The 20,017-nt window shown below is 63.4% G+C and carries 14 protein-coding genes; 12 read left to right on the top strand and 2 right to left on the bottom strand.

What is annotated here, in order from left to right:
- The first annotated feature begins 9 nt into the window (after positions 1-9).
- From ahcY to metF, 3 genes are all read left to right on the top strand, one after another.
- The gene (gene ahcY, locus AC1RDJ_RS08895) at positions 10-1,434 is read left to right on the top strand and encodes an adenosylhomocysteinase (RefSeq protein WP_034783536.1); all 1,425 of its coding nucleotides are present in this window, start codon (positions 10-12) and stop codon (positions 1,432-1,434) included.
- Positions 1,435-1,515: 81 nt separating this feature from the next.
- The gene (locus AC1RDJ_RS08890; protein WP_071325719.1) at positions 1,516-1,872 is read left to right on the top strand and encodes a phage holin family protein; all 357 of its coding nucleotides are present in this window, start codon (positions 1,516-1,518) and stop codon (positions 1,870-1,872) included.
- Positions 1,859-2,689 (top strand): methylenetetrahydrofolate reductase [NAD(P)H], encoded by an 831-nt coding sequence (gene metF, locus AC1RDJ_RS08885; RefSeq protein ID WP_493027245.1) that lies wholly within the window; start codon positions 1,859-1,861, stop codon positions 2,687-2,689. The genes AC1RDJ_RS08890 and metF overlap by 14 nt, the downstream gene beginning before the upstream one ends.
- A 15-nt stretch (positions 2,690-2,704) precedes the next feature.
- Here the strand turns inward: metF and AC1RDJ_RS08880 are convergent, their stop codons facing one another.
- A complete protein-coding gene (locus AC1RDJ_RS08880; RefSeq protein ID WP_493027244.1) occupies positions 2,705-3,304 on the bottom strand; it encodes a 5-formyltetrahydrofolate cyclo-ligase in 600 nt (199 codons plus the stop codon).
- A gap of 86 nt (positions 3,305-3,390) precedes the next feature.
- Here AC1RDJ_RS08880 and AC1RDJ_RS08875 point away from each other — a divergent pair, with 86 nt between their 5' ends.
- The 4 genes from AC1RDJ_RS08875 (at position 3,391) to AC1RDJ_RS08860 (ending at position 7,970) form a co-directional block, all read left to right on the top strand.
- Positions 3,391-5,316 (top strand): lytic transglycosylase domain-containing protein, encoded by a 1,926-nt coding sequence (locus AC1RDJ_RS08875; RefSeq protein ID WP_493027243.1) that lies wholly within the window; start codon positions 3,391-3,393, stop codon positions 5,314-5,316.
- Positions 5,317-5,338: 22 nt separating this feature from the next.
- Positions 5,339-6,055, top strand: coding sequence for a glutathione S-transferase family protein (locus AC1RDJ_RS08870; RefSeq protein ID WP_071325715.1), 717 nt, complete (start codon positions 5,339-5,341; stop codon positions 6,053-6,055).
- Between the two features lie 13 nt (positions 6,056-6,068).
- Positions 6,069-7,166, top strand: coding sequence for a tRNA nucleotidyltransferase/poly(A) polymerase-related protein (locus AC1RDJ_RS08865; protein WP_493027242.1), 1,098 nt, complete (start codon positions 6,069-6,071; stop codon positions 7,164-7,166).
- Between the two features lie 87 nt (positions 7,167-7,253).
- Positions 7,254-7,970, top strand: coding sequence for a GNAT family N-acetyltransferase (locus AC1RDJ_RS08860; protein WP_493027241.1), 717 nt, complete (start codon positions 7,254-7,256; stop codon positions 7,968-7,970).
- Here the strand turns inward: AC1RDJ_RS08860 and AC1RDJ_RS08855 are convergent, their stop codons facing one another.
- Positions 7,971-8,495, bottom strand: a complete 525-nt coding sequence (locus AC1RDJ_RS08855) for an Lrp/AsnC family transcriptional regulator (RefSeq protein ID WP_034753092.1) — start codon at positions 8,493-8,495, stop codon at positions 7,971-7,973.
- A 125-nt stretch (positions 8,496-8,620) separates the two neighbouring features.
- On the opposite strand from AC1RDJ_RS08855, the gene hppD reads away from it, so the two are divergent.
- The 5 genes from hppD (at position 8,621) to AC1RDJ_RS08830 (ending at position 19,996) form a co-directional block, all read left to right on the top strand.
- Positions 8,621-9,748 (top strand): 4-hydroxyphenylpyruvate dioxygenase, encoded by a 1,128-nt coding sequence (hppD, locus tag AC1RDJ_RS08850; RefSeq protein ID WP_071325712.1) that lies wholly within the window; start codon positions 8,621-8,623, stop codon positions 9,746-9,748.
- Positions 9,749-9,943: 195 nt separating this feature from the next.
- Positions 9,944-13,540, top strand: a complete 3,597-nt coding sequence (locus AC1RDJ_RS08845; RefSeq protein WP_071325711.1) for an indolepyruvate ferredoxin oxidoreductase family protein — start codon at positions 9,944-9,946, stop codon at positions 13,538-13,540.
- 125 nt (positions 13,541-13,665) lie between these two features.
- Positions 13,666-15,162, top strand: coding sequence for a S41 family peptidase (locus AC1RDJ_RS08840; protein ID WP_071325710.1), 1,497 nt, complete (start codon positions 13,666-13,668; stop codon positions 15,160-15,162).
- A gap of 162 nt (positions 15,163-15,324) precedes the next feature.
- A complete protein-coding gene (locus AC1RDJ_RS08835) occupies positions 15,325-18,048 on the top strand; it encodes a TonB-dependent receptor plug domain-containing protein (RefSeq protein ID WP_071325709.1) in 2,724 nt (907 codons plus the stop codon).
- Between the two features lie 166 nt (positions 18,049-18,214).
- A complete protein-coding gene (locus AC1RDJ_RS08830) occupies positions 18,215-19,996 on the top strand; it encodes a M14 family metallopeptidase (RefSeq protein WP_493027240.1) in 1,782 nt (593 codons plus the stop codon).
- Positions 19,997-20,017 lie beyond the last annotated feature (21 nt).

Raw genomic sequence — 20,017 nt, 5'->3', positions numbered from 1 at the left:
GAGGGCGTGATGAACGCCGTACTCAAATCGCAACACGACTACACCATCGCCGATATCACCTTGGCCGCATGGGGCGACAAAGAAATCAAGATTGCTGAAACGGAAATGCCTGGCCTGATGGCCATCCGCGAGGAATTCGCGGCAGCGCAGCCCCTGAAAGGCGCGCGCATCACCGGTTCCATCCACATGACCATCCAGACCGCCGTGCTGATCCAGACCCTGGAAGCACTGGGCGCGCAAGTGCGTTGGGCATCGTGCAACATTTACTCGACGCAAGACCACGCCGCCGCCGCCATCGCCGCCGCCGGCACGCCGGTGTTCGCCGTCAAGGGCGAATCGCTGGATGACTACTGGGAATACACGCACCGCATCTTCGAATGGCCGAACGTGGACGGCAAGGCTGTCTACTCGAACATGATCCTCGACGATGGCGGCGACGCTACCCTGTTGCTGCACCTGGGCGTGCGCGCGGAAACCGACCTGTCGGTGCTGGCCAACCCCGGTTCGGAAGAAGAAATCTGCCTGTTCAACTCGATCAAGAAGCACTTGCTGGCCGATCCGACCTGGTATTCGAAGCGCCTGCCGGAAATCCTCGGCGTGACGGAAGAAACCACCACCGGCGTGCACCGCCTGTACCAGATGCACAAGGAAGGCAAGCTGGCCTTCCCTGCGATCAACGTGAACGATTCCGTCACGAAATCGAAGTTCGACAACCTGTATGGCTGCCGCGAATCGCTGGTCGACGGCATCAAGCGCGCCACCGACGTGATGATCGCCGGTAAGGTTGCCGTCATCGCCGGTTACGGTGACGTCGGTAAAGGTTCGGCGCAAGCCATGCGCGCCCTGTCGGCCCAGGTGTGGGTGACGGAAGTCGATCCGATCTGCGCACTGCAGGCGGCGATGGAAGGCTACCGCGTGGTAACCATGGATTACGCCTGCGAACACGGCGACATCTTCGTTACCTGCACCGGCAACTACCATATCCTCACGCACGATCACCTGACGCGCATGAAAGACCAGGCCATCGTCTGCAACATTGGTCACTTCGACAATGAAATCGACGTCGCTTCGCTGAAACAATACGAGTGGGAAAACATCAAGCCGCAAGTCGACCACATCATCTTCCCGTCGGGCCGCCGCATCATCCTGCTGGCCGAAGGCCGCCTGGTCAACCTCGGTTGCGGCACGGGCCACCCGTCGTACGTGATGAGCTCGTCGTTTGCCAACCAGACGATCGCCCAGATCGAGCTGTACGCGAACACGGCCAACTACCCGGTCGGCGTGTACACCTTGCCGAAACACCTCGATGAAAAAGTCGCGCGCCTGCAACTCAAAAAGTTGAATGCGCAGCTGACGGAACTGACGCAAGAGCAAGCCGACTACATCGGCGTGCGCACGGAAGGTCCATACAAGCCAGACCACTACCGCTACTAATCGGTAGTCCGGGGCTGTAACTCATCCTCCGAGGGCCGGCGTCCGCCGCCGGCCTGACCTCACTTTTGACAGGCTAGAGAAATGCGCTTGCTACTGATTTGGTTTATCAATGCGGCAGCCCTGTTTGCCGTCCCGTATCTGATGCACTCGGTGACGATGAGCAGCGGCTGGACCGCGCTGCTGGCCGCCGCCGTGCTGGGACTGGTCAACGCGCTGATCCGTCCTTTGCTGATCCTCTTGACCCTGCCCGTGACGTTTTTGTCGCTGGGCCTGTTCATCCTGATCATCAATGGCTTCATGTTCTGGCTGGTGGCGCAGATGATCGACGGTTTCCATGTCGCCAGTTTCTGGTCGGCCGTGGGTGGTGCATTGCTGTACAGCGTCATTTCCTGGGCCTTGTCGACCTTACTTTTGAGTCATGACGATGGCAAACCATAACTTCAGTATTGAGTTTTTCCCGCCGAAAACCCCGGAAGGGGCGGAAAAGCTGCGCGCCACGCGTGTCAAGTTGTCTGAATTGCATCCGAAGTACTTTTCGGTGACGTTCGGCGCCGGCGGCACCACGCAGCAGGGCACGCTCGACACCGTGCGCGAGATTCTGGCGGCCGGCGAAGAAGCCGCACCCCATCTGTCTTGCGTCGGCGGCTCGCGCGAATCGATCCGCGCCGTGCTGGCCGATTTCAAGGCGGCGGGCGTGAATCGCATCGTGGCCTTGCGCGGCGACTTGCCGAGCGGCTATGGCGCCTCCGGCGAGTTCCGCTACGCCAACGAGCTGGTGGAATTCATCCGCGCCGAGACGGGCGACCATTTCCATATCGAAGTGGCAGCCTATCCGGAAGTGCATCCGCAAGCCCGTTCGCCGCAGGACGACCTGAACGCGTTCGCGCGCAAGGTGCAGGCCGGCGCCAATGCCGCCATCACCCAGTACTTCTACAATGCCGACGCGTATTTCCAGTTTGTCGAGCAGACGCAGAAGATGGGCATCAACGTGCCTATCGTGGCCGGCATCATGCCGATCACGAATTACACGCAGCTGATGCGCTTTTCGGACATGTGCGGCGCGGAAATTCCACGCTGGGTGCGTCTGAAACTGGCCAGCTTTGGCGACGACAGCGCCTCGATCAAGGCCTTCGGCCTCGACGTGGTCACGGGCATGTGCGAACGCCTGCTGGAAGGCGGCGCGCCAGGCTTGCATTTCTATAGCATGAACCAGGCGGCCGCCACGACGGCCTTGTGGCAGCGCCTGGTCAAGTAGCCGCGTTCTGATCCGTCAGAGCAGATCGCCCTCGGTCACGATGTGATCGAGGGCGATGTCGTATTGGCCGTTAGGAAAGCTTGCCGCCAGGCAGGCATACGCGATGCCGAGCGTGCGCGGACGCGACGTTTGCGCCAGGGTGCGGTCGTAATAGCCGCCGCCATAGCCGAGCCGGTAGCGTTCCGCGTTAAAACCCAGGCAGGGCACCAGCAGGGTCGCGGGCGCCGGGCGCAGGCGCAACTGCGCCGGCACGGCCACGCCCATGCCATCCTTGACCATGGGCTCGCCCGGCGTCCAGCCGGAAAACGCCAGCGGCGCATGCTTTTCCAGCACCACCGGCAGGGACAATGCCACGCCGCGCGCGGCCAGCTGCGCATACGCGCCGTGCAAGTCCGGCTCGCCATGCAGGGGCCAGTACACGCCCAGTTCCCCGATATTTTCCTGCGCGCACCAGTCGAGCAGGCGCCGCGCGATGGCCGCATCCCATTGCGCGCGCGTGGCCTCGGGCAGGGCGCGCCGGGCCGCCAGCAAGGCCTTGCGCAAGCCGGCTTTATCCTGTGGCGCAATGGGTGGCCGTGTAGCCGGATCGCATGTTATTCTAGGGTCGCTATTCATATCACCATCAAGTTAAGATTGAGAGTCGTACATTGATTTCCCCACTGAAATGGATTGCCGGCACGATGCTGTGTGTTGCATCGGCCATGTCTCCCCTGGCCGTCCTTGCCCAGGTGTCCGCCACTGCAACGCCCGCCGCGCCCGATACGCGCAGCGAGGACGACGCCTTCCTGCTGCTGCGCGACGCCGCGCGCAAGGATGACGTCGACAAGGCGGACTTCTATGCCGGGCGCCTGACGAATTACCAGATTCCCTCATATGTTGACTATTATCGGCTGAAACCGCGCATCAAGCAGTTGAGCGAAGCGCAATTTCGCGATTACCTGAACCGCTACAAGGGCAGCGCCATCGCCGACCGTTTCCGCAACGACTGGCTGCTGGAGCTGGGCCGCAAGCGCGACTGGCTCATCTTTGATGAACAATACCCGCAATTCGCCCTCGACGACGACACCCAGCTCAAGTGCTATGCGCTGATGTCCCGCATCGCCAAGGGACAGAACGTGGCGCCCGAGGCGCGCACCCTGCTCGTGTCGCCGCCCGGCTATGGCGAAGCGTGCGGCAGCCTGATCGCCGCGCTGGCGCAAAGCGGCCAGTTCGACACGAACGACCTGTGGGCGCAGATCCGCCTGGCGGGCCAGACCAATGCCACGGGGCCGGCGCGCCGCATCGCGCTGCTGCTGGGCGCATCCGACGCGAAGATGGCGCAGGCGATCGACTTGCCGGCGCTGGTGCTGGCCAAGGGCGCGGGCGCCAGCCGTGCCGACCATGAAATGTACCTGGTGGCTGTCGGCCGCATGGCGAAAAGCACCTTGAAGCTGGGCGTGGTGGCGCTGCAAAAGGCCAGCGCGCAACTGACGGTGCAGGAACAGGCCATCGGCTGGGCCAGCCTGGCCCTGCAGGCGTCGTATGCGCTGGCGCCGGAAGCGTTTGAGTATTGGCAAAAAACCAATGGCGCGCCCCTGACCCAGGAGCAGATGCAGTGGAAGGCGCGTATCGCCTTGCGCGAAGGTAACTGGCCGCTGGTGAAGGCCAGCATCCAGGCCATGCCGGCCTCGCTGCGCGCGGACCCGACCTGGGTGTACTGGCTGGCGCGCGCGCAGCAGGCGGAAACGCCGGGCCGCCCGAACGCCCAGGCCGACGCGCTGTACCGCACGATCAGCGAACAGTCGAACTTCTATGGCTTGCTGGCCAACGAGGAACTGGGCAACCATCTGGTCTTGCCGCCGCCGGGCCAGCCGATCAGCCCGACGGAAATCGCCGCCATGGCCGCCAATCCGGGCCTGCAGCGGGCCTTGAAATTTTTCAACATGCGTTTGCGCTTCGAAGGCACGCGCGAGTGGAACTGGGAATTGCGCTCGATGACGGACCGCCAGCACCTGGCGGCCGCGGAATTTGCGCGCCAGAACAATGTGCTCGACCGCATGGTCAACACCTCGGACCGCACGCGCCTGGAAGTGGACTATACGCAGCGCTATCCGACGCCGCACGACGACGTCATGCATCCGGCCACGCAAACCCTGGGTCTGGACAAGGCCTGGGTGTATGGCCTGATCCGCCAGGAATCGCGCTTCATCATGGATGCGCAGTCGCACGTGGGCGCCTCCGGCCTGATGCAGGTCATGCCGTCGACGGCCCGCTATGTGGCCAAGAAGATCGGCCTGACCGATTTCGTCACGGAAACGCTGAGCGATGTGCGCACCAACGTCTTGCTGGGCACCAACTACCTGAACATGGTGCTCGGTGGCCTGGACGGCTCGCAAGTGCTGGCCAGCGCCGCCTATAACGCGGGACCGGGGCGCCTGCGCATCTGGCGCGCCACCATGACGCGGCCGCTGGAAGGCGCCATCTTTGCCGAGATCATTCCCTACACGGAAACGCGCGGCTACGTGAAGAACGTGATGGCCAACGCCACCTATTACGCAGCCCTGTTCGAAAAGAGCCCGCAGTCGCTGAAGGCGCGCCTGGGCACCGTGGGACCGAAAAACAGCGCCGTCGCGGCCGATTTGCCTTGAACCTTTCCTGGAATAGCTGATTATGCAAACGACCATCCTTGATCCCAGCCTGACGCAAGCCCTGGCCGCCGCGCGCGAGCCGGGCCTGACCCTCATCATCGGCAACAAGAATTACTCATCCTGGTCGATGCGCCCGTGGGTGGCCATGACGGCCTTCGGCATCCCGTTCCAGGAAGTGCGCGTGCTGCTCGACCAGAGCGACACGGCGACGAAAATCGCCGAGTATTCGGCCTGCGGCCGCGTGCCCGTGCTGCTGGCCGGCGAGATGACGATCTGGGACAGCCTGGCCATCTGCGAATACCTGGCCGAGCAGTTTCCGGACAAGCATTTGTGGCCGCAGGACGTGGCCGCGCGCGCCATGGCGCGCTGTGTCTGCGCGGAAATGCATTCCGGCTTCGCGGGCTTGCGCACGGACATGTCGATGAATATCAAAGCCAAGCTGCCGGGGCGGGGCCGCACTGCCGCCGCGCAGGCGGACATTGGCCGCATCAGCGAAATCTGGGAAGAGTGTCTGTCGCGCTTTGGCCACCACCAGTTCCTGTTTGGCGACTTTTCCATCGCCGACGCATATTTCGCCCCCGTCGTCATGCGTTTCCGCACCTATGGCGTGAGCCTGGCGCCGGCGCTGAACGCGTATTGCGAGCGTGTGCAGGCGCACCCGGCCGTGGCGCGCTGGATCGCGGAAGCGCTGGCGGAAACGGAAACGGCGCCCAAGCACGACGCGGAATTACCCGATTAAAGAAAAGTTCACCATGAAGATTTACACGGTCGGTGGCGCGGTGCGCGACCAACTGCTGGGACTGCCCATCAAGGACCGCGATTACGTGGTGGTGGGCGCCACGCCCGAGGACATGCTGCGCCAGGGCTTCCGGCCCGTCGGCAAGGATTTCCCCGTCTTCCTGCACCCGCAGACGCAGGAAGAGTACGCGCTGGCCCGCACGGAGCGCAAGACGGCCCCCGGCTACCGGGGCTTTGTCTTCCACACGGCGCCCGACGTCACCCTGGAAGACGACCTGGTGCGGCGCGATCTCACCATCAACGCCATCGCCATGGCCGAGGATGGCAGCCTGACGGACCCGTTCGGCGGCGTCGCGGATATCGAAAACAAGGTGTTCCGCCACGTCTCCGGCGCGTTCGGCGAGGATCCCGTGCGCATCCTGCGGCTGGCCCGCTTTGCCGCCCGCTACGACGCTTTCACGGTGGCGCCCGCCACCATGGACTTGATGCGCCGCATGGTGGCTGACGGCGAAGTCGACGCCCTCGTGGCCGAGCGCGTGTGGCAGGAAGTGGCGAAAGGCTTGATGGAAAACCATCCTTCGCGCATGCTGACCGTGTTGCAGGAATGCGGCGCCCTGGCGCGCATCATGGGCGAAATCACCGTCAGCGCGCGTTTGCTGCAGGTGATCGACCATGCTGCCGCGCAAGGTGTTGACTTGCCCGTGCGCTTTGCTGCCTTGATGCTGCATATGCGCAAGGATGCCATCGAGCAGTTGAGCGAGCGCCTGCGCGTGCCCAATGAATGCCGCGAACTGGCCGTCATGGCGGCCCGCGAACTGGACAATATCAACGGCGCGCTGGACTTGAGCGCCGAGGCCATCGTCAGCCTGTGCGAGCGCTGCGACGGCTTGCGCAAGCCGCAGCGCTACGCGCAACTGCTGCAAGCCGTTGCCTGCGATGGGCTGGTCACCGGCGATTTTGCGCCGGCGGCGCGGCTGCAAGGCGGGCTGGACGCGGCGCGCGCCGTCAACGCGGGCGCGCTGGCGCAAGGCTGCACGGACCCGAAACGCATCCCGGAAGTCATCCATGCGGCGCGGGTGGCGGCCGTGGCGGCCTTTCTGGCACAGGCTTGAATGGCGGGAATACGCTACAATGACGGCATGATGTTGCACTGCACAATAGCGACGTGACGTGCGGCAGCACCGCTTCCAGGAGTCGACGTGACCTTACCCAAGCTGTTTCAAAACCCGTTTCGCCGCTGGCTCAGCCGTAGCGGCGGCGCGCGGCCGACCGTGCTCGTCAAGCAACTGCACGAGCGCGACCGGCGCCGCATGATGAAGCATTTCCTCTCGCTCGAGCGCAGCGACCGCTTGCTGCGCTTCGGCAGCGCCTTGCCCGACGAACTCGTGGCGCAGTACGTGCAAAAAATGGATTTCTCGCGCGACATGATTTACGGCGTCTACAACAGCCTGTTCAAGCTGGTGGGCGTGGGACATCTGGCGTTTGCGCCGAAGGACCAGTCGCCGGCGAAAAGCGTGGTGACGGACAAGGAGCAGGTGGCCGAGTTTGGCGTGTCCGTGTCGAAATCCATGCGCGGCATGGGCGTGGGTTCGAAACTGTTCGAGCGGGCGGCGATCCACTGCCGCAACAACGACGTCGACACCCTGTACATGCATTGTTTGTCGTCCAACAAGACGATGATGCATATCGCCAAGAAGGCGGGCATGGAAATCCAGCGCGACTATGGCGAAGCTGATGCTTATTTGAAACTATTGCCGCCGAACCCATCGAGCATGCTGCAGGAAGCCGTGCAGGAGCAATTCGCCATGTTCGACTACACGTTCAAGGCCAACGCGCGCGCCGCGTACAAGCTGTTCGAGCGCTTGCCGGGGCGCAAGAAGCCGGTGCTCCCCCCGCCGCCGCCGCCAGCCGAGTAATTACAGCAGCGGCAGGGCCGTCGTATCCTTGATGCGCTGCAAGGCGAAGCTCGATTTGACGTCCAGCACGGCCGGGTGGCGCAGCAGGGTCGCCATCATGAAGCGGGAAAAATGCTCCATGTCTTCCACGTGCACGCGCAGCAGGTAATCCATCTCCCCCGTCATCGCATAGCACGCTACCACTTCCGGCCATTGCGCCACGGCTACGGCGAAGTCGGCGCGCGGCGACGTGTTCGTCACCAGGTTGGGCGCCAGCACGCGCGCCGTGCTGTGCGCGGTGGCGTCGCTGTGCTTTTCCAGGCGCACGTTGACGTAGGCCAGCAAGCCCAGGCCGATCTTTTCCGGGTCCAGCAGGGCCACGTACTGGCGGATCACGCCCGCTTCTTCCAGCCGTTTGACGCGGCGCAAGCATGGCGACGGCGACAGGCTGACCTGCTCGGCCACGTCCTGATTCGACAAGCGGCCGTCGGCCTGCAGGACGGCGAGGATCTTGCGGTCCGTTTTATCCAGCGTAATTTTGCTCATGCTTCCTCCGGTGGTTCTTGTTTCACGCAATATTATTGCGCAAATCATGATTGTTCGGGAGATCTTTGGCATTTAATGCCCACAGACCGCGCCTATACTGTGCGCTACTTCTTGGAGGAGACATCATGCAATTTCAGCCTTGGGACAACCCGATGGGTACCGATGGTTTCGAGTTCGTCGAGTATGCAGCACCAGACCCAAAAGCATTGGGCAAGCTGTTCGAGAACATGGGCTTCACGGCCATCGCGCGCCACCGCCACAAGGATGTGACCCTGTACCGCCAGGGTGACATCAATTTCATCATCAATGCCGAACAAGATTCGTTCGCGCAGCGTTTTGCCCGCCATCACGGCCCGTCCGTGTGCGCCATCGCCATCCGCGTCGACGACGCGGCCTTCGTCTACCGCCGCGCGCTGGAACTGGGCGCCTGGGGTTTCGATAACAAGACCGGCCCGATGGAGCTGAATATCCCCGCCATCAAGGGCGTGGGTGATTCCCTGCTGTATTTCGTCGACCGCTGGCGCGGCAAGGGCGCCGACAAGCCGGACGCGGCCGCCCCGGGCGGCATCGGCGACATCAGCATCTATGACGTCGATTTCGTCGCCATTCCGGGCGCCGTCGCCAACCCGGTCGGCCATGGCCTGACCTATATCGACCACCTGACGCACAATGTGCACCGTGGCCGCATGAAGGAATGGGCGACGTTCTATGAAAGCCTGTTCAACTTCCGCGAAGTGCGCTATTTCGACATCGAAGGCAAGCTGACGGGTCTGAAGTCGAAAGCCATGACTTCGCCGTGCGGCAAGATCCGCATCCCGATCAATGAATCGTCGGACGACAAGTCGCAGATCGCCGAATACCTGGACGAGTACCATGGCGAAGGCATCCAGCACATCGCGCTGGGCACGGACAATATCTACGCGTCCGTGCAAGGCATGCGCGATACGGGTATCGATTTCCAGGATACGATTGAAACCTACTATGAGCTGGTCAACCGCCGCCTGCCGAACCATGGCGAGCAGCTGGAAGAACTGCGCCGCCTGCGCATCCTGATCGATGGCCACAGCACGGAAACGGAACGCGAACTGCTGCTGCAAATCTTCACGCAGACGGTGATCGGTCCGATCTTCTTCGAGATCATCCAGCGCAAGGGCGACCAGGGCTTCGGCGAAGGCAATTTCCGCGCCCTGTTCGAGTCGATCGAGCTGGACCAGATCAAGCGCGGCGTGCTGAAGGATACGAACGCGGCGTAATGTTGCTTTGTAACAAATAGTAGTAAAAATAGCAGCAGCCTGGGAGTGCAGTGCAGCAAAGAACTGCACGCATTCCTGTGGTAGTCTACGACAAACAAGTCATTTTTCCGCACCGGCATGCCCACAAAGCGCGGCCGGTACGTGTGAGTTCAACCGACTTTGCACGCGTAGCACCGAGAATAATGGAGACAAGTAATGAATGCACCAGTCAAGGGCTCGAGTCTTGAGCCAGGCCCGCACGCGGCCGACATTTCCCTGAACGACAAATACACGCTCGAGCGTGGCCGCGCCTTCATGACGGGCACGCAGGCGCTGATCCGCCTGCCCATGCTGCAGCGCGAGCGCGACCTGAAAGCGGGCCTGAATACGGCCGGCTACATCACCGGCTACCGCGGTTCGCCCGTGACGTCCGTCGACATGACGGCGATCAAGGCAAAAAAATACCTCGACGAGCACCACGTCAAATTCCACCCGGGCCTGAACGAAGACCTGGCCGCCACGGCCGTCTGGGGCACGCAGCAAACGAATCTGTTCGAAGACGCGAAATACGACGGCGTCTTCGGCATGTGGTACGGCAAGGGCCCCGGCGTCGACCGCTGCGGCGACGTGTTCAAGCACGCGAATAACGCCGGTTCCGCCAAGCATGGCGGCGTGCTGGTGCTGGCTGGCGACGACCATGCGGCGAAATCGTCGTCCACGGCGCACCAGTCCGACCATATCCTGAACGCCTGCGGCATCCCCGTGCTGTATCCGTCGTCGGTGCAGGAATACATCGACTACGGCTTGCACGCGTGGGCCATGAGCCGCTACACGGGCCTGTGGGTGTCGATGAAATGCGTGACCGACATCATCGAGTCGGGCGCCGCCGTCGACTTCGACCCGGACCGCGTGCAGATCACCCTGCCGACCGACTTCGAGATGCCGGCCGGTGGCCTGAACATCCGCTGGCCCGACACGGTGCTGGAGCAGGAAGTGCGGATGAACAGCTACAAATGGTATGCGGCGCTGGCGTATGCGCGCGCCAACAAGCTCAATAAAATCATCTGGGACAGCCCGAAGGCGCGCATCGGCATCATCACGGCCGGCAAATCCTACCTCGATACGCGCCAGGCGCTGGCCGACCTGGGCATCGACGAGCAGACGGCGTCCGACATCGGCATCCGCCTGTACAAGATCGGCATGACGTGGCCGCTGGAAGCGGACGGCGTGCACGAATTCGCCAAGGGCCTCGACGAGATCCTCGTGGTGGAAGAAAAGCGCCAGATCCTCGAATACGCGCTGAAGGAAGAGCTGTACAACCTGAAGGATGGCGAGCGTCCGCGCGTGGTCGGCAAGTTCGACGACACGGGCGAGTGGAGCAACCAGAAGGGCACGGGTCACGGCGACTGGCTGCTGCCGGCCACGTATGAGCTGAACCCGGCGATGATCGCGCGCGCCATTGCCAGCCGCATTTCGCGCTACTACGCGGGCCACCCCGTCGAGCAGCGCGTGAAGGAACGCATCGCCTACCTGGAAGCCAAAGAGAATGTGCTGAAAGCGATCAGCGTGAAACCCGATCCGCAAAAGGACCGCACGCCGTTCTTCTGCTCGGGCTGCCCGCACAACAGCTCGACCAAGGTACCCGAAGGCTCGCGCGCGCTGGCCGGCATCGGCTGCCACTACATGGTGCTGTGGATGGACCGGGAGACCTCGACGTTTACCCACATGGGCGCCGAAGGCGTCACCTGGGTGGGGCAGGCGCCGTTCACGAATGAAAAGCACGTGTTTACCAACCTCGGTGACGGCACGTATTTCCACTCGGGCATCCTGGCCATCCGCGCGGCCGTCTCGGCCAAGGTGAACATCACCTACAAGATCCTGTTCAACGATGCGGTGGCCATGACGGGCGGCCAGGAATTCGACGGCCCGCTGTCGCCGGCCATCATTTCGCGCCAGATCGCCGCCGAAGGCGTCGGCCCGATCATCGTCGTCACCGACGAACCGGAAAAGTACCCGGACGATTACGCCTGGGCGGAAGGCGTCACCGTGCGCCACCGTTCGGAACTGATGGACGTGCAGCGCGAACTGCGCGACATGCCCGGCGTATCGGCCATGATCTACGACCAGACCTGCGCCTCGGAAAAGCGCCGCCGCCGGAAACGCAATGAATACCCGGACCCGGCCAAGCGCGCCGTCATCAACGAAGCCGTCTGCGAAGGCTGCGGCGACTGCTCCGTGCAATCGAACTGCCTGTCGGTGGAACCGCTGGAAACGGAACTGGGGCGCAAGCGCCAGATCAACCAGTCGTCCTGCAACAAGGATTTCTCGTGCACGACGGGTTTCTGCCCGAGTTTCGTGACGGTGGAAGGCGGCGGCCTGAAAAAGCCGAAGAAGGCGGCTGCCGCCGACAAGGACGCGCCGGCAGTGCCGGCCTTGCCGACGCCTGATATTCCTTCGACGGCCGAGCCGTTCGGCATCCTGGTCACCGGCATCGGCGGCACGGGCGTGGTCACCGTCGGCCAGATCCTTGCCATGGCGGCCCACGTGGAAGGCAAGGGCTGTTCCGTGCTGGACATGAGCGGCCTGGCGCAGAAGGGCGGCCCCGTGATGTCGCACGTGCGCCTGGCGGACCGCCAGGAAGACATCCACTCGACGCGCGTCGGCACCGGTGCGGCCGATCTCGTCATCGGCTGCGACCTGATCGTCACGGCCAGCCGCGACGCCCTGTCGCGCATGGGAGAAGGACGCAGCTGGGCCATGATCAACTCGACCAGCTCGTCGACGGCCGCCTTCGTGAAGAACCCGGACTGGCAATTCCCCGGCGCCTCGGCGCGCATGGAAATCGAAAAGGCTTGCGGCAGCGATCATGTCGACTTCATCGACGCGGGCCAGATCGCCACGGCGCTGATGGGCGACTCCATCGCGACGAACATGTTCATGCTCGGCTATGCCTGGCAAAAGGGCAAAGTGCCACTCAGCGAAGCGGCCATCATGAAGGCGATCGACTTGAACAACGTCTCGGTGGCGTTCAACAAGGCTGCCTTCAACTGGGGCCGCGCCGGTGCCCACGATACGGCCAGCCTGGTGCGCATGACGACGCCGGCGAAAGTGGTGGAATTCAAGCGCATCGAAACGCTCGATGATTTGATCGAGAAGCGCGTGGCCCTGCTGACGGCTTACCAGGACCGCGCATATGCGCAGCAGTACCTGGACTTCGTCGGCCAGGTGCGCGCCGCCGAAAGCGCCCTGAATGGCCCGCACCTGCGCCTGACGGAAGCCGTGGCCCGCTACTTCTACAAGCTGATGGCCTACAAGGACGAGTACGAAGTGGCGCGTCTGTACACGGACGGCGCCTTCCAGGCGAAGATCGCCGCCATGTTCGAAGGCGACATCAAGCTCAAGTTCCACCTGGCGCCGCCGATCATGGCGAAGACCGATGCCCAGGGTCATCTGGTGAAGAAGGAATTCGGCCCATGGATGATGAAGGCGTTCGGCGTGCTGGCCAAGTTCAAGGGCTTGCGCGGCGGCGCGTTCGACATCTTCGGCTACACGGCCGAACGCAAGATGGAACGCGCGCTGATTCGTGACTACCGCGCGACGGTGGGCGGCCTGCTGCCCAAGCTGACGACGGCCAAACTGGCGCAAGCCGTGGCCATCGCCAGTATTCCGGAAGACATCCGCGGCTATGGCCATGTGAAGGAGCGTCACCTGAAGGCGGCCAAGGAGAAGGAGGCAAGCTTGCTGATCGCCTTCAACGCCCCGCCCGTGGTGCCAATCGCCGTGGCGGCACCGGTGGCGGCCACCGTCGCCTGATGGCGTGAATGGCATGCTGTGACGAAATGGCGCCTGCGGGCGCCATTTTTTCGTGTCAGGGAAAACAGCGCCGCCGCCGGAAACGCATTATAATTTTCAGATAATTTCTTTCTGGAAAGTATGCCATGCCTGCCCTGCGCCTCTCCTGCCTGGCCGTTTCCCTCGTCTGCGTCTTGAGTGCCTGCGGTGGCGGCGGTGGGGGGGGCAGCGCGCCTGTCGCGCCACCGGTGACGCCGACCGGACCGACGGCGCTGGTGGCCTCGTCCACGGTGGCGAACCGCTGCGAGAAGCCGCGCAGCGGCAGCAGCGTGGACAAGCCGGGCACCCTGCTCGACGAGCAGACGTGGGTGCGCAGCTGGATCGATGAAACCTATCTGTGGTACCGCGAAGTGCCGACGACCTATCTGCCGCAGAACTTCGGCACGGCCACGGCGTATTTCGATGTGCTGAAAACGACTGCCACGACGGCATCCGGCAAGCCCAAGGACCGCTTTCATTTCACTTACGCGACGGCGCAATGGGAAGCCTCGCTCAATGGCGTGGAGTTTGGCTATGGCATGCTGCTGGCCATGACGCAGGCCTCGCCGCCGCGCAAGGCCGTGATCTCGATCGTGGAGCCGGGTTCGCCCGCCGACCTGGCCGGCTTGCGGCGCGGCGACGTGCTGCAAGCCATCGATGGCGTCGATTTCGTCAATGCCGGCGGCCAGGCCAGCGTGGATATCATCAACGCTGGCCTGTTTCCCGATGCGCAAGGCACGCACACGCTGGCCTTCAGCCGCGACGGCGCGACCGTGAGCGCGAGCCTGAAAGCGCTGGAGGTCGCCACCAGCGCCGTGCTCAACCAGCGCATCATCGACACGCCCACTGGCAAGGTCGGCTACCTGACCTTCAACACGCACAACAATGTGGCCGAGCGCCAGCTGGTCGACGCCATGCGGGCCTTCCAGGCGGCCGGCATCAGCGACCTGGTGCTCGACGTGCGCTATAACGGCGGCGGCTTGCTCGATGTCGCCAGCGAACTGGCCTACATGATCGCCGGTCCGCAGGCGACGGCCGGCAAGACGTTCGAGCAGGTGCTCTTCAACGACAAGAGCAAGCCGGAAGCCCCGCTGCCGTTTCACGCGCAGAGCCAGGGCTTTCCCGGCCCGAATCCGCTCGCCAAGGGCACGCCGCTGCCTGCCCTCGCTCTCAAGCGCGTGACCCTGCTCACCACGGGCAATACCTGCTCGGCCACCGAGTCGATCATCAATGGCTTGCGCGGCGTCGATGTCGAGGTCAATCTGATCGGCGGCGCCACATGCGGCAAGCCGTATGGCTTCTATCCCGAACCGAACTGCGGCACCACGTATTTTGCCGTGCAGTTCCAGGGCGTCAATGCCAAGGGCTTTGGCGACTATGCCGACGGCATGGCGCCCACCTGCAGCGTGGCGGACGATTACCAGCATGCGCTGGGCGACACGGGCGAAGCGATGCTGGCGGCGGCGCTGCGCTACCGCGCCAGCGGCAGCTGCAATCCGGCCACGGGTGCGACCAGGCTGCTGGGACTGGTGGAGAGCCCGGCGGACACGGCCCTGCGCGTGCTGCGGCCCGCCTACAAGGAAATTGCTGTAATGCAACGATAAGACGGGGACTTCTGCCTCCCGCCCCGCCAAATGGGGGGCGGTTTTCTGCTCAGAAATATTTCTATATAACAATTATGATATATAGAAAGATGAATCCATTCGTTCTGTAAACGCTGGCATCTTGTTATCTTTCGGCTTTCTCCAACCTTGAGAAGCGCAACGATGTCGAAACAGTTCAAGTTAACCCCGCTCAGCCTTGGCGTACTGGCCATCCTGGGCGGCACCGCATGGCAGGCGCACGCGCAAACGCAAGCGCCCGCAGCGGACAAGCAGCCGGCGGCCACCCCGCAGGCCGTCGTGGTCACCGGTTCGCGCATTCCCCGCGCCAGCCTGGAAGGCCCGTCTTCCGTCACCATCCTGACCGGCGATGAAATCACCAAGCAGGGTTACAAGAATGTCTTCGACGCGCTGACCAACCAGGTGCAGAACAGCGGCTTTACCCAGGGCGAGGATTTCGGCAATACCTTCACGCCGTCGGCCAATACCATCAGCCTGCGCGGCCTCGGTCCGAACCACACGCTGATCCTGCTGAACGGGCGCCGCCTGGCCGACTTCCCCGTCGCCTATGAAGGCACGGTCAACTTCACCAACCTGGCGAATATCCCGTCGAGCATCGTCGACCGCATCGAGATCCTCAATGGCGGCGCCTCGGCCATCTATGGCTCGGACGCGATTGCCGGCGTGGTCAACGTGATCCTGAAAAAGCAGACGGAAGGCTTCGATATCAACGTCAAGGCCGGTGGCACCACGCGCGGCGGCGGCGGCAACCAGCGCGTGCAGCTGACGGGCGGCGGCAATTTCGACAAGCTGCACACGCTGTTCAGCGTGGAGCTGAGCCAGCGCGATTCGCTGTCCAGCCTGGACCGCGACTTCATGGCCACCCGCTCGGGCACGCCGACGAATATCGCTTCGCGCCGCCTGGTGCAGGCGGGTACCTCCGGCAAGTATGTGGACCTGGGCGATACCTGCAGCCAGTTTGGCGACCTGTTCGGCGGCAGCACCATCAAGTACCAGGCCAAGAACGGCAGCTACTGCGCCAGCCCGAAGGTGAGCCCGACCTACTGGACCACGCAAACCAAGAACCAGAGCCAGAACGTCTTCGGCAGCGCCAATTACGAGCTGTCGCCGGAAACGACGCTGTTTGCCGATTTCCTGATCGGCAAGAACTCGACCGAGAACAATACGCGCGGACCGAGCTGGACTTCGTCGTCGACCGGCAGCAGCTACTTCCGCAACCAGAACACCAATGCCTACGAGGCGTGGACGCGCTATATATCGCCCGAGGAAATGGGCGGCGTGTCGCGCTACAACCGCAAGTGGGACGACATGGCCACGGCCATCTCGCTGGGCGCCAAGGGCCGCGTGCCGGGTACCAGCAGCTGGCAGTATGAAGCGAACTACAACGCTTCGATGTACAAGAGCGAAAGCCACACGCCGCGCGCGCTGGCCAACATCGACAGCTTCTTCCTCGGTCCGAAACTGGGTACCGACGCGAATGGCGTGCCGATCTACGCACCCGATCCGGCCCGCCTGTCGCGCCGCGTGACGGCGGCCGAATTTGACAGCATCACCGGTTATGCCAACAGCGACGACAAGGCCTGGACGAATACCCTGAGCCTGGCCACCAACGGCGACCTGTTCCAGCTGCCGGCCGGCGCCGCCAAGATCGCCACTATCGCCGAGGTGGGCAAGCAGGGCTTCAGCAATACGCCCGACGCGCGCATCAATCAAGGCTACTTCAATGTTGCCACGCCATCGGACGTGACGGCTGGCACCCGCACGCGCTATGCGCTGGGCGCGGAACTGAACCTGCCGCTGCACGAAAAGCTGACCGGCACCCTGGCCGGCCGCTATGACCGCTACAGCTTTGCCGGCCGCCACGAGGGCAAGTTCACCTACAACGGTGGCCTGGAACTGCGTCCCGCGCCGGAGCTGCTGTTCCGCGCCAACTACGCCACCAGCTTCCGCGCGCCGGACATGAACTACATCTACAAGGCGCGCGGCACCGGTTACTACTCGAGCACCACCGACTACTACCGCTGCGGCGCGGCCGGCCAGGCCATCGAAGGCTGCGAGTACGCCAACAAGTCGCCAGGCGCCGATTATGTGCAGAACGGCAGCAAGGACCTGCAGTCGGAAAAGGGCAAGTCGTTCGGCGTCGGCGCCGTCTGGTCGCCAAGCTCGAACTTCGACGTCTCCGTCGATTACTGGAACATCAAGATCGATGACCTGGTGACGAACCTGAGCGCCGACAAGATCTTGCGCGATGAAGCCGATTGCCGCCTGGGCAGGACGGATATCAATTCGCCGACCTGCGTCGATACCCTGGGACGCGTCGAGCGCTTTGCCGCCAATGCCTTGAACCGCGCCGGCGAAATCAAGACCATCACCGTCAATCCGATCAATGCGGCAAAACAGAGCAGCAGCGGTATCGACGTGAGCCTGAAGTATTTGCTGCGCACGACGGACTACGGCCGTTTCGCCTTCAAGGCCAACTACGCCAAGGTGCTGAGCAAGAAGTCGCAGCAATTCGTCGGCGACGAAGAGATCGACGAGACGAAATCGCTGACGAACATGGATTGGCCCGACAAGCTGAACCTGAGCGTGAACTGGAGCGCGGGCGACTGGTCGAACACCTTGCTGGTCAGCCGCTACGGCAAGATCCCGAACGCCGCCAGCACGGGCTATCTGACGCCGACGGCGCTGGCCAACATCAGCACCGTGTACCGCATCAACGACCGCGCCACCTTGTCGCTGATCGTCAACAACGTCTTCGACAAGATCAAGCGCGACACCAGCGGCGGCTGGCCGTACTACCCGGTGGGCAGTTTCAGCCCGCAGGGACGCCAGGGCTGGGTGGAATTCAACTACCACTTCGGCTCCTGATAGCGCGCCATCACCTGGTTTCTGGCGCAATGCCGGCCGCAGGTGGGCATTAAAAAAACACACCGGAACGGCGCATGCTGTTCCGGTTTTTTTCATTTCCGGCGCGTTTTTCTCGCCACCGCCACCCTATAATTGCCCGCTTGTCCTCTCTCGATGGAGTTTGCCCATGCTACGCCACACCCTGTTGTCCGCCGTCTTGTTGACCGTGTTTTCCGCCAGCGCGCACGCCGCTCCCGCCCTGACGACGGTGGCCGAGCGCTCGGCATTCCTGCACACGGGCCGCTATGCGGAAGTGGAAGCCTTGTGCCGCCAGTTCCAGGCGCGCTATCCGAAACAGGTGCGCTGCTTTGAATTCGGCCGCACGCCGGAAAACCGCCCCATGCTGGCGCTGGCCGTCTCCAATACGGGCGCCTTGACGCCGGCCGAGGCGGCGCGGCGCAAGCTGCCCGTGCTGCTGGTGCAGGGCGGCATCCATGCGGGCGAGATCGATGGCAAGGATGCCGGCTTCCTGGCGCTGCGCGAAGTATTGGACGGCAAGGCGGCGCCCGGCGCGCTCGACAAGCAGGTGCTGCTGTTCGTCCCCGTCTTCAATGTCGATGGCCATGAACGCTTCGGCCAGTGGAACCGCCCGAACCAGCGCGGCCCCGTGGAAATGGGCTGGCGCAGCACGGCGCAAAACTACAATCTGAACCGCGAATACATGAAGGCGGATACGCCCGAGATGCAGCACATGCTGGCGCTGGTGAACGCCTGGGATCCCCTGGCCTACGTCGACCTGCACGTCACCGATGGCGCCCAGTTCGAACCCGATATCTCGATCCAGGTCGAACCCGTGCATGCGGGCGACGCCGCCTTGCGCGTGGCCGGCACGGCCTTGCGCGACAATGTCCTGGCCGACCTGGCGCAGCAGGGCTCGGATCCGAAGCCGTTCTATATCTCGTTTGCCGAGAACGACAATCCGCAATCGGGCTTTGTCGATTCGGCGCCGAACCCGCGCTTCTCGCACGGCTATTTCCTGCTGCGCAACCGCTTCGGCATGCTGGTGGAAACCCATTCGTGGAAGGATTATCCGACCCGCGTGCGCATCACGCGCAACACCATCGTGTCGCTGCTGTCGCAAGTGGCGCAGCATGGCGCGCAGTGGCGGCAAACGGCGCTCGAGGCGGACCAGCGCGCAACGCAGCTGGCCGGCAGCACCTTGCCGCTTACCTATAAAACCACGGACAAGAGCCGCATGATCGCGTTTCGCGGCTATGCCTACACGCGCACGCCGTCCGAGGTGTCGGGCGCGCTGATGACGCGCTACGATGAAACCACGCCGCAGATCTGGAACGTGCCGCTGCGCGACGAGATCGTGCCCGACCTGCAGCTGGCCGCGCCGAAGGCCGGCTACCTGGTGCCCGCCGCGCAGGCGCAGATGGTGGCGGCCAAGCTGCGCCAGCATGGCGTGTCGTATCAGGTGCTGGGCACCGCGCCCGGCAAGCTGGCCGTCGAAACCTTCCGCGCCAGCGCCGTCAAGTTTGGCGCGCAGTCGTTCGAGGGAAGGCAAACGGCGGCGGTGCAGGGCGAATGGCGCAAAGAAGAGCGCCTGGTCGAGGCGGGGGCGCTGTACGTGCCCGTCAACCAGCCCAAGGCGCGCCTGGTCGTCGCCATGCTCGAGCCGCGCGCGCCCGACTCGCTGCTGGCCTGGGGCAGTTTCAATACGGCGTTCGAGCGCAAGGAATACATGGAGGAATATGTCGCCGAAGACGTGGCGCGCGCGCAGCTGGCGGCCGACCCGGCGCTGGCGGCGCAGTTTCACCAGAAACTGGCCGACGATCCCGCGTTTGCCGGGAGCCCGGCTGCGCGCCTGGAATTTTTCGCCCGCCGCCACGCTTCGTGGGATGAGCGGCTGAACCTGTATCCGGTGATGCGCGTCGATGCGAGGCCCGCCAGTTTCATGAAATAAGCGGCGCTCCCCGAGTTCCGG

Source organism: Janthinobacterium sp. GW822-FHT07H10, from assembly GCF_058798675.1.
Note: the sequence above shows the minus strand (reverse complement) of the source record. Positions and strands in the feature narration are given on the sequence as shown.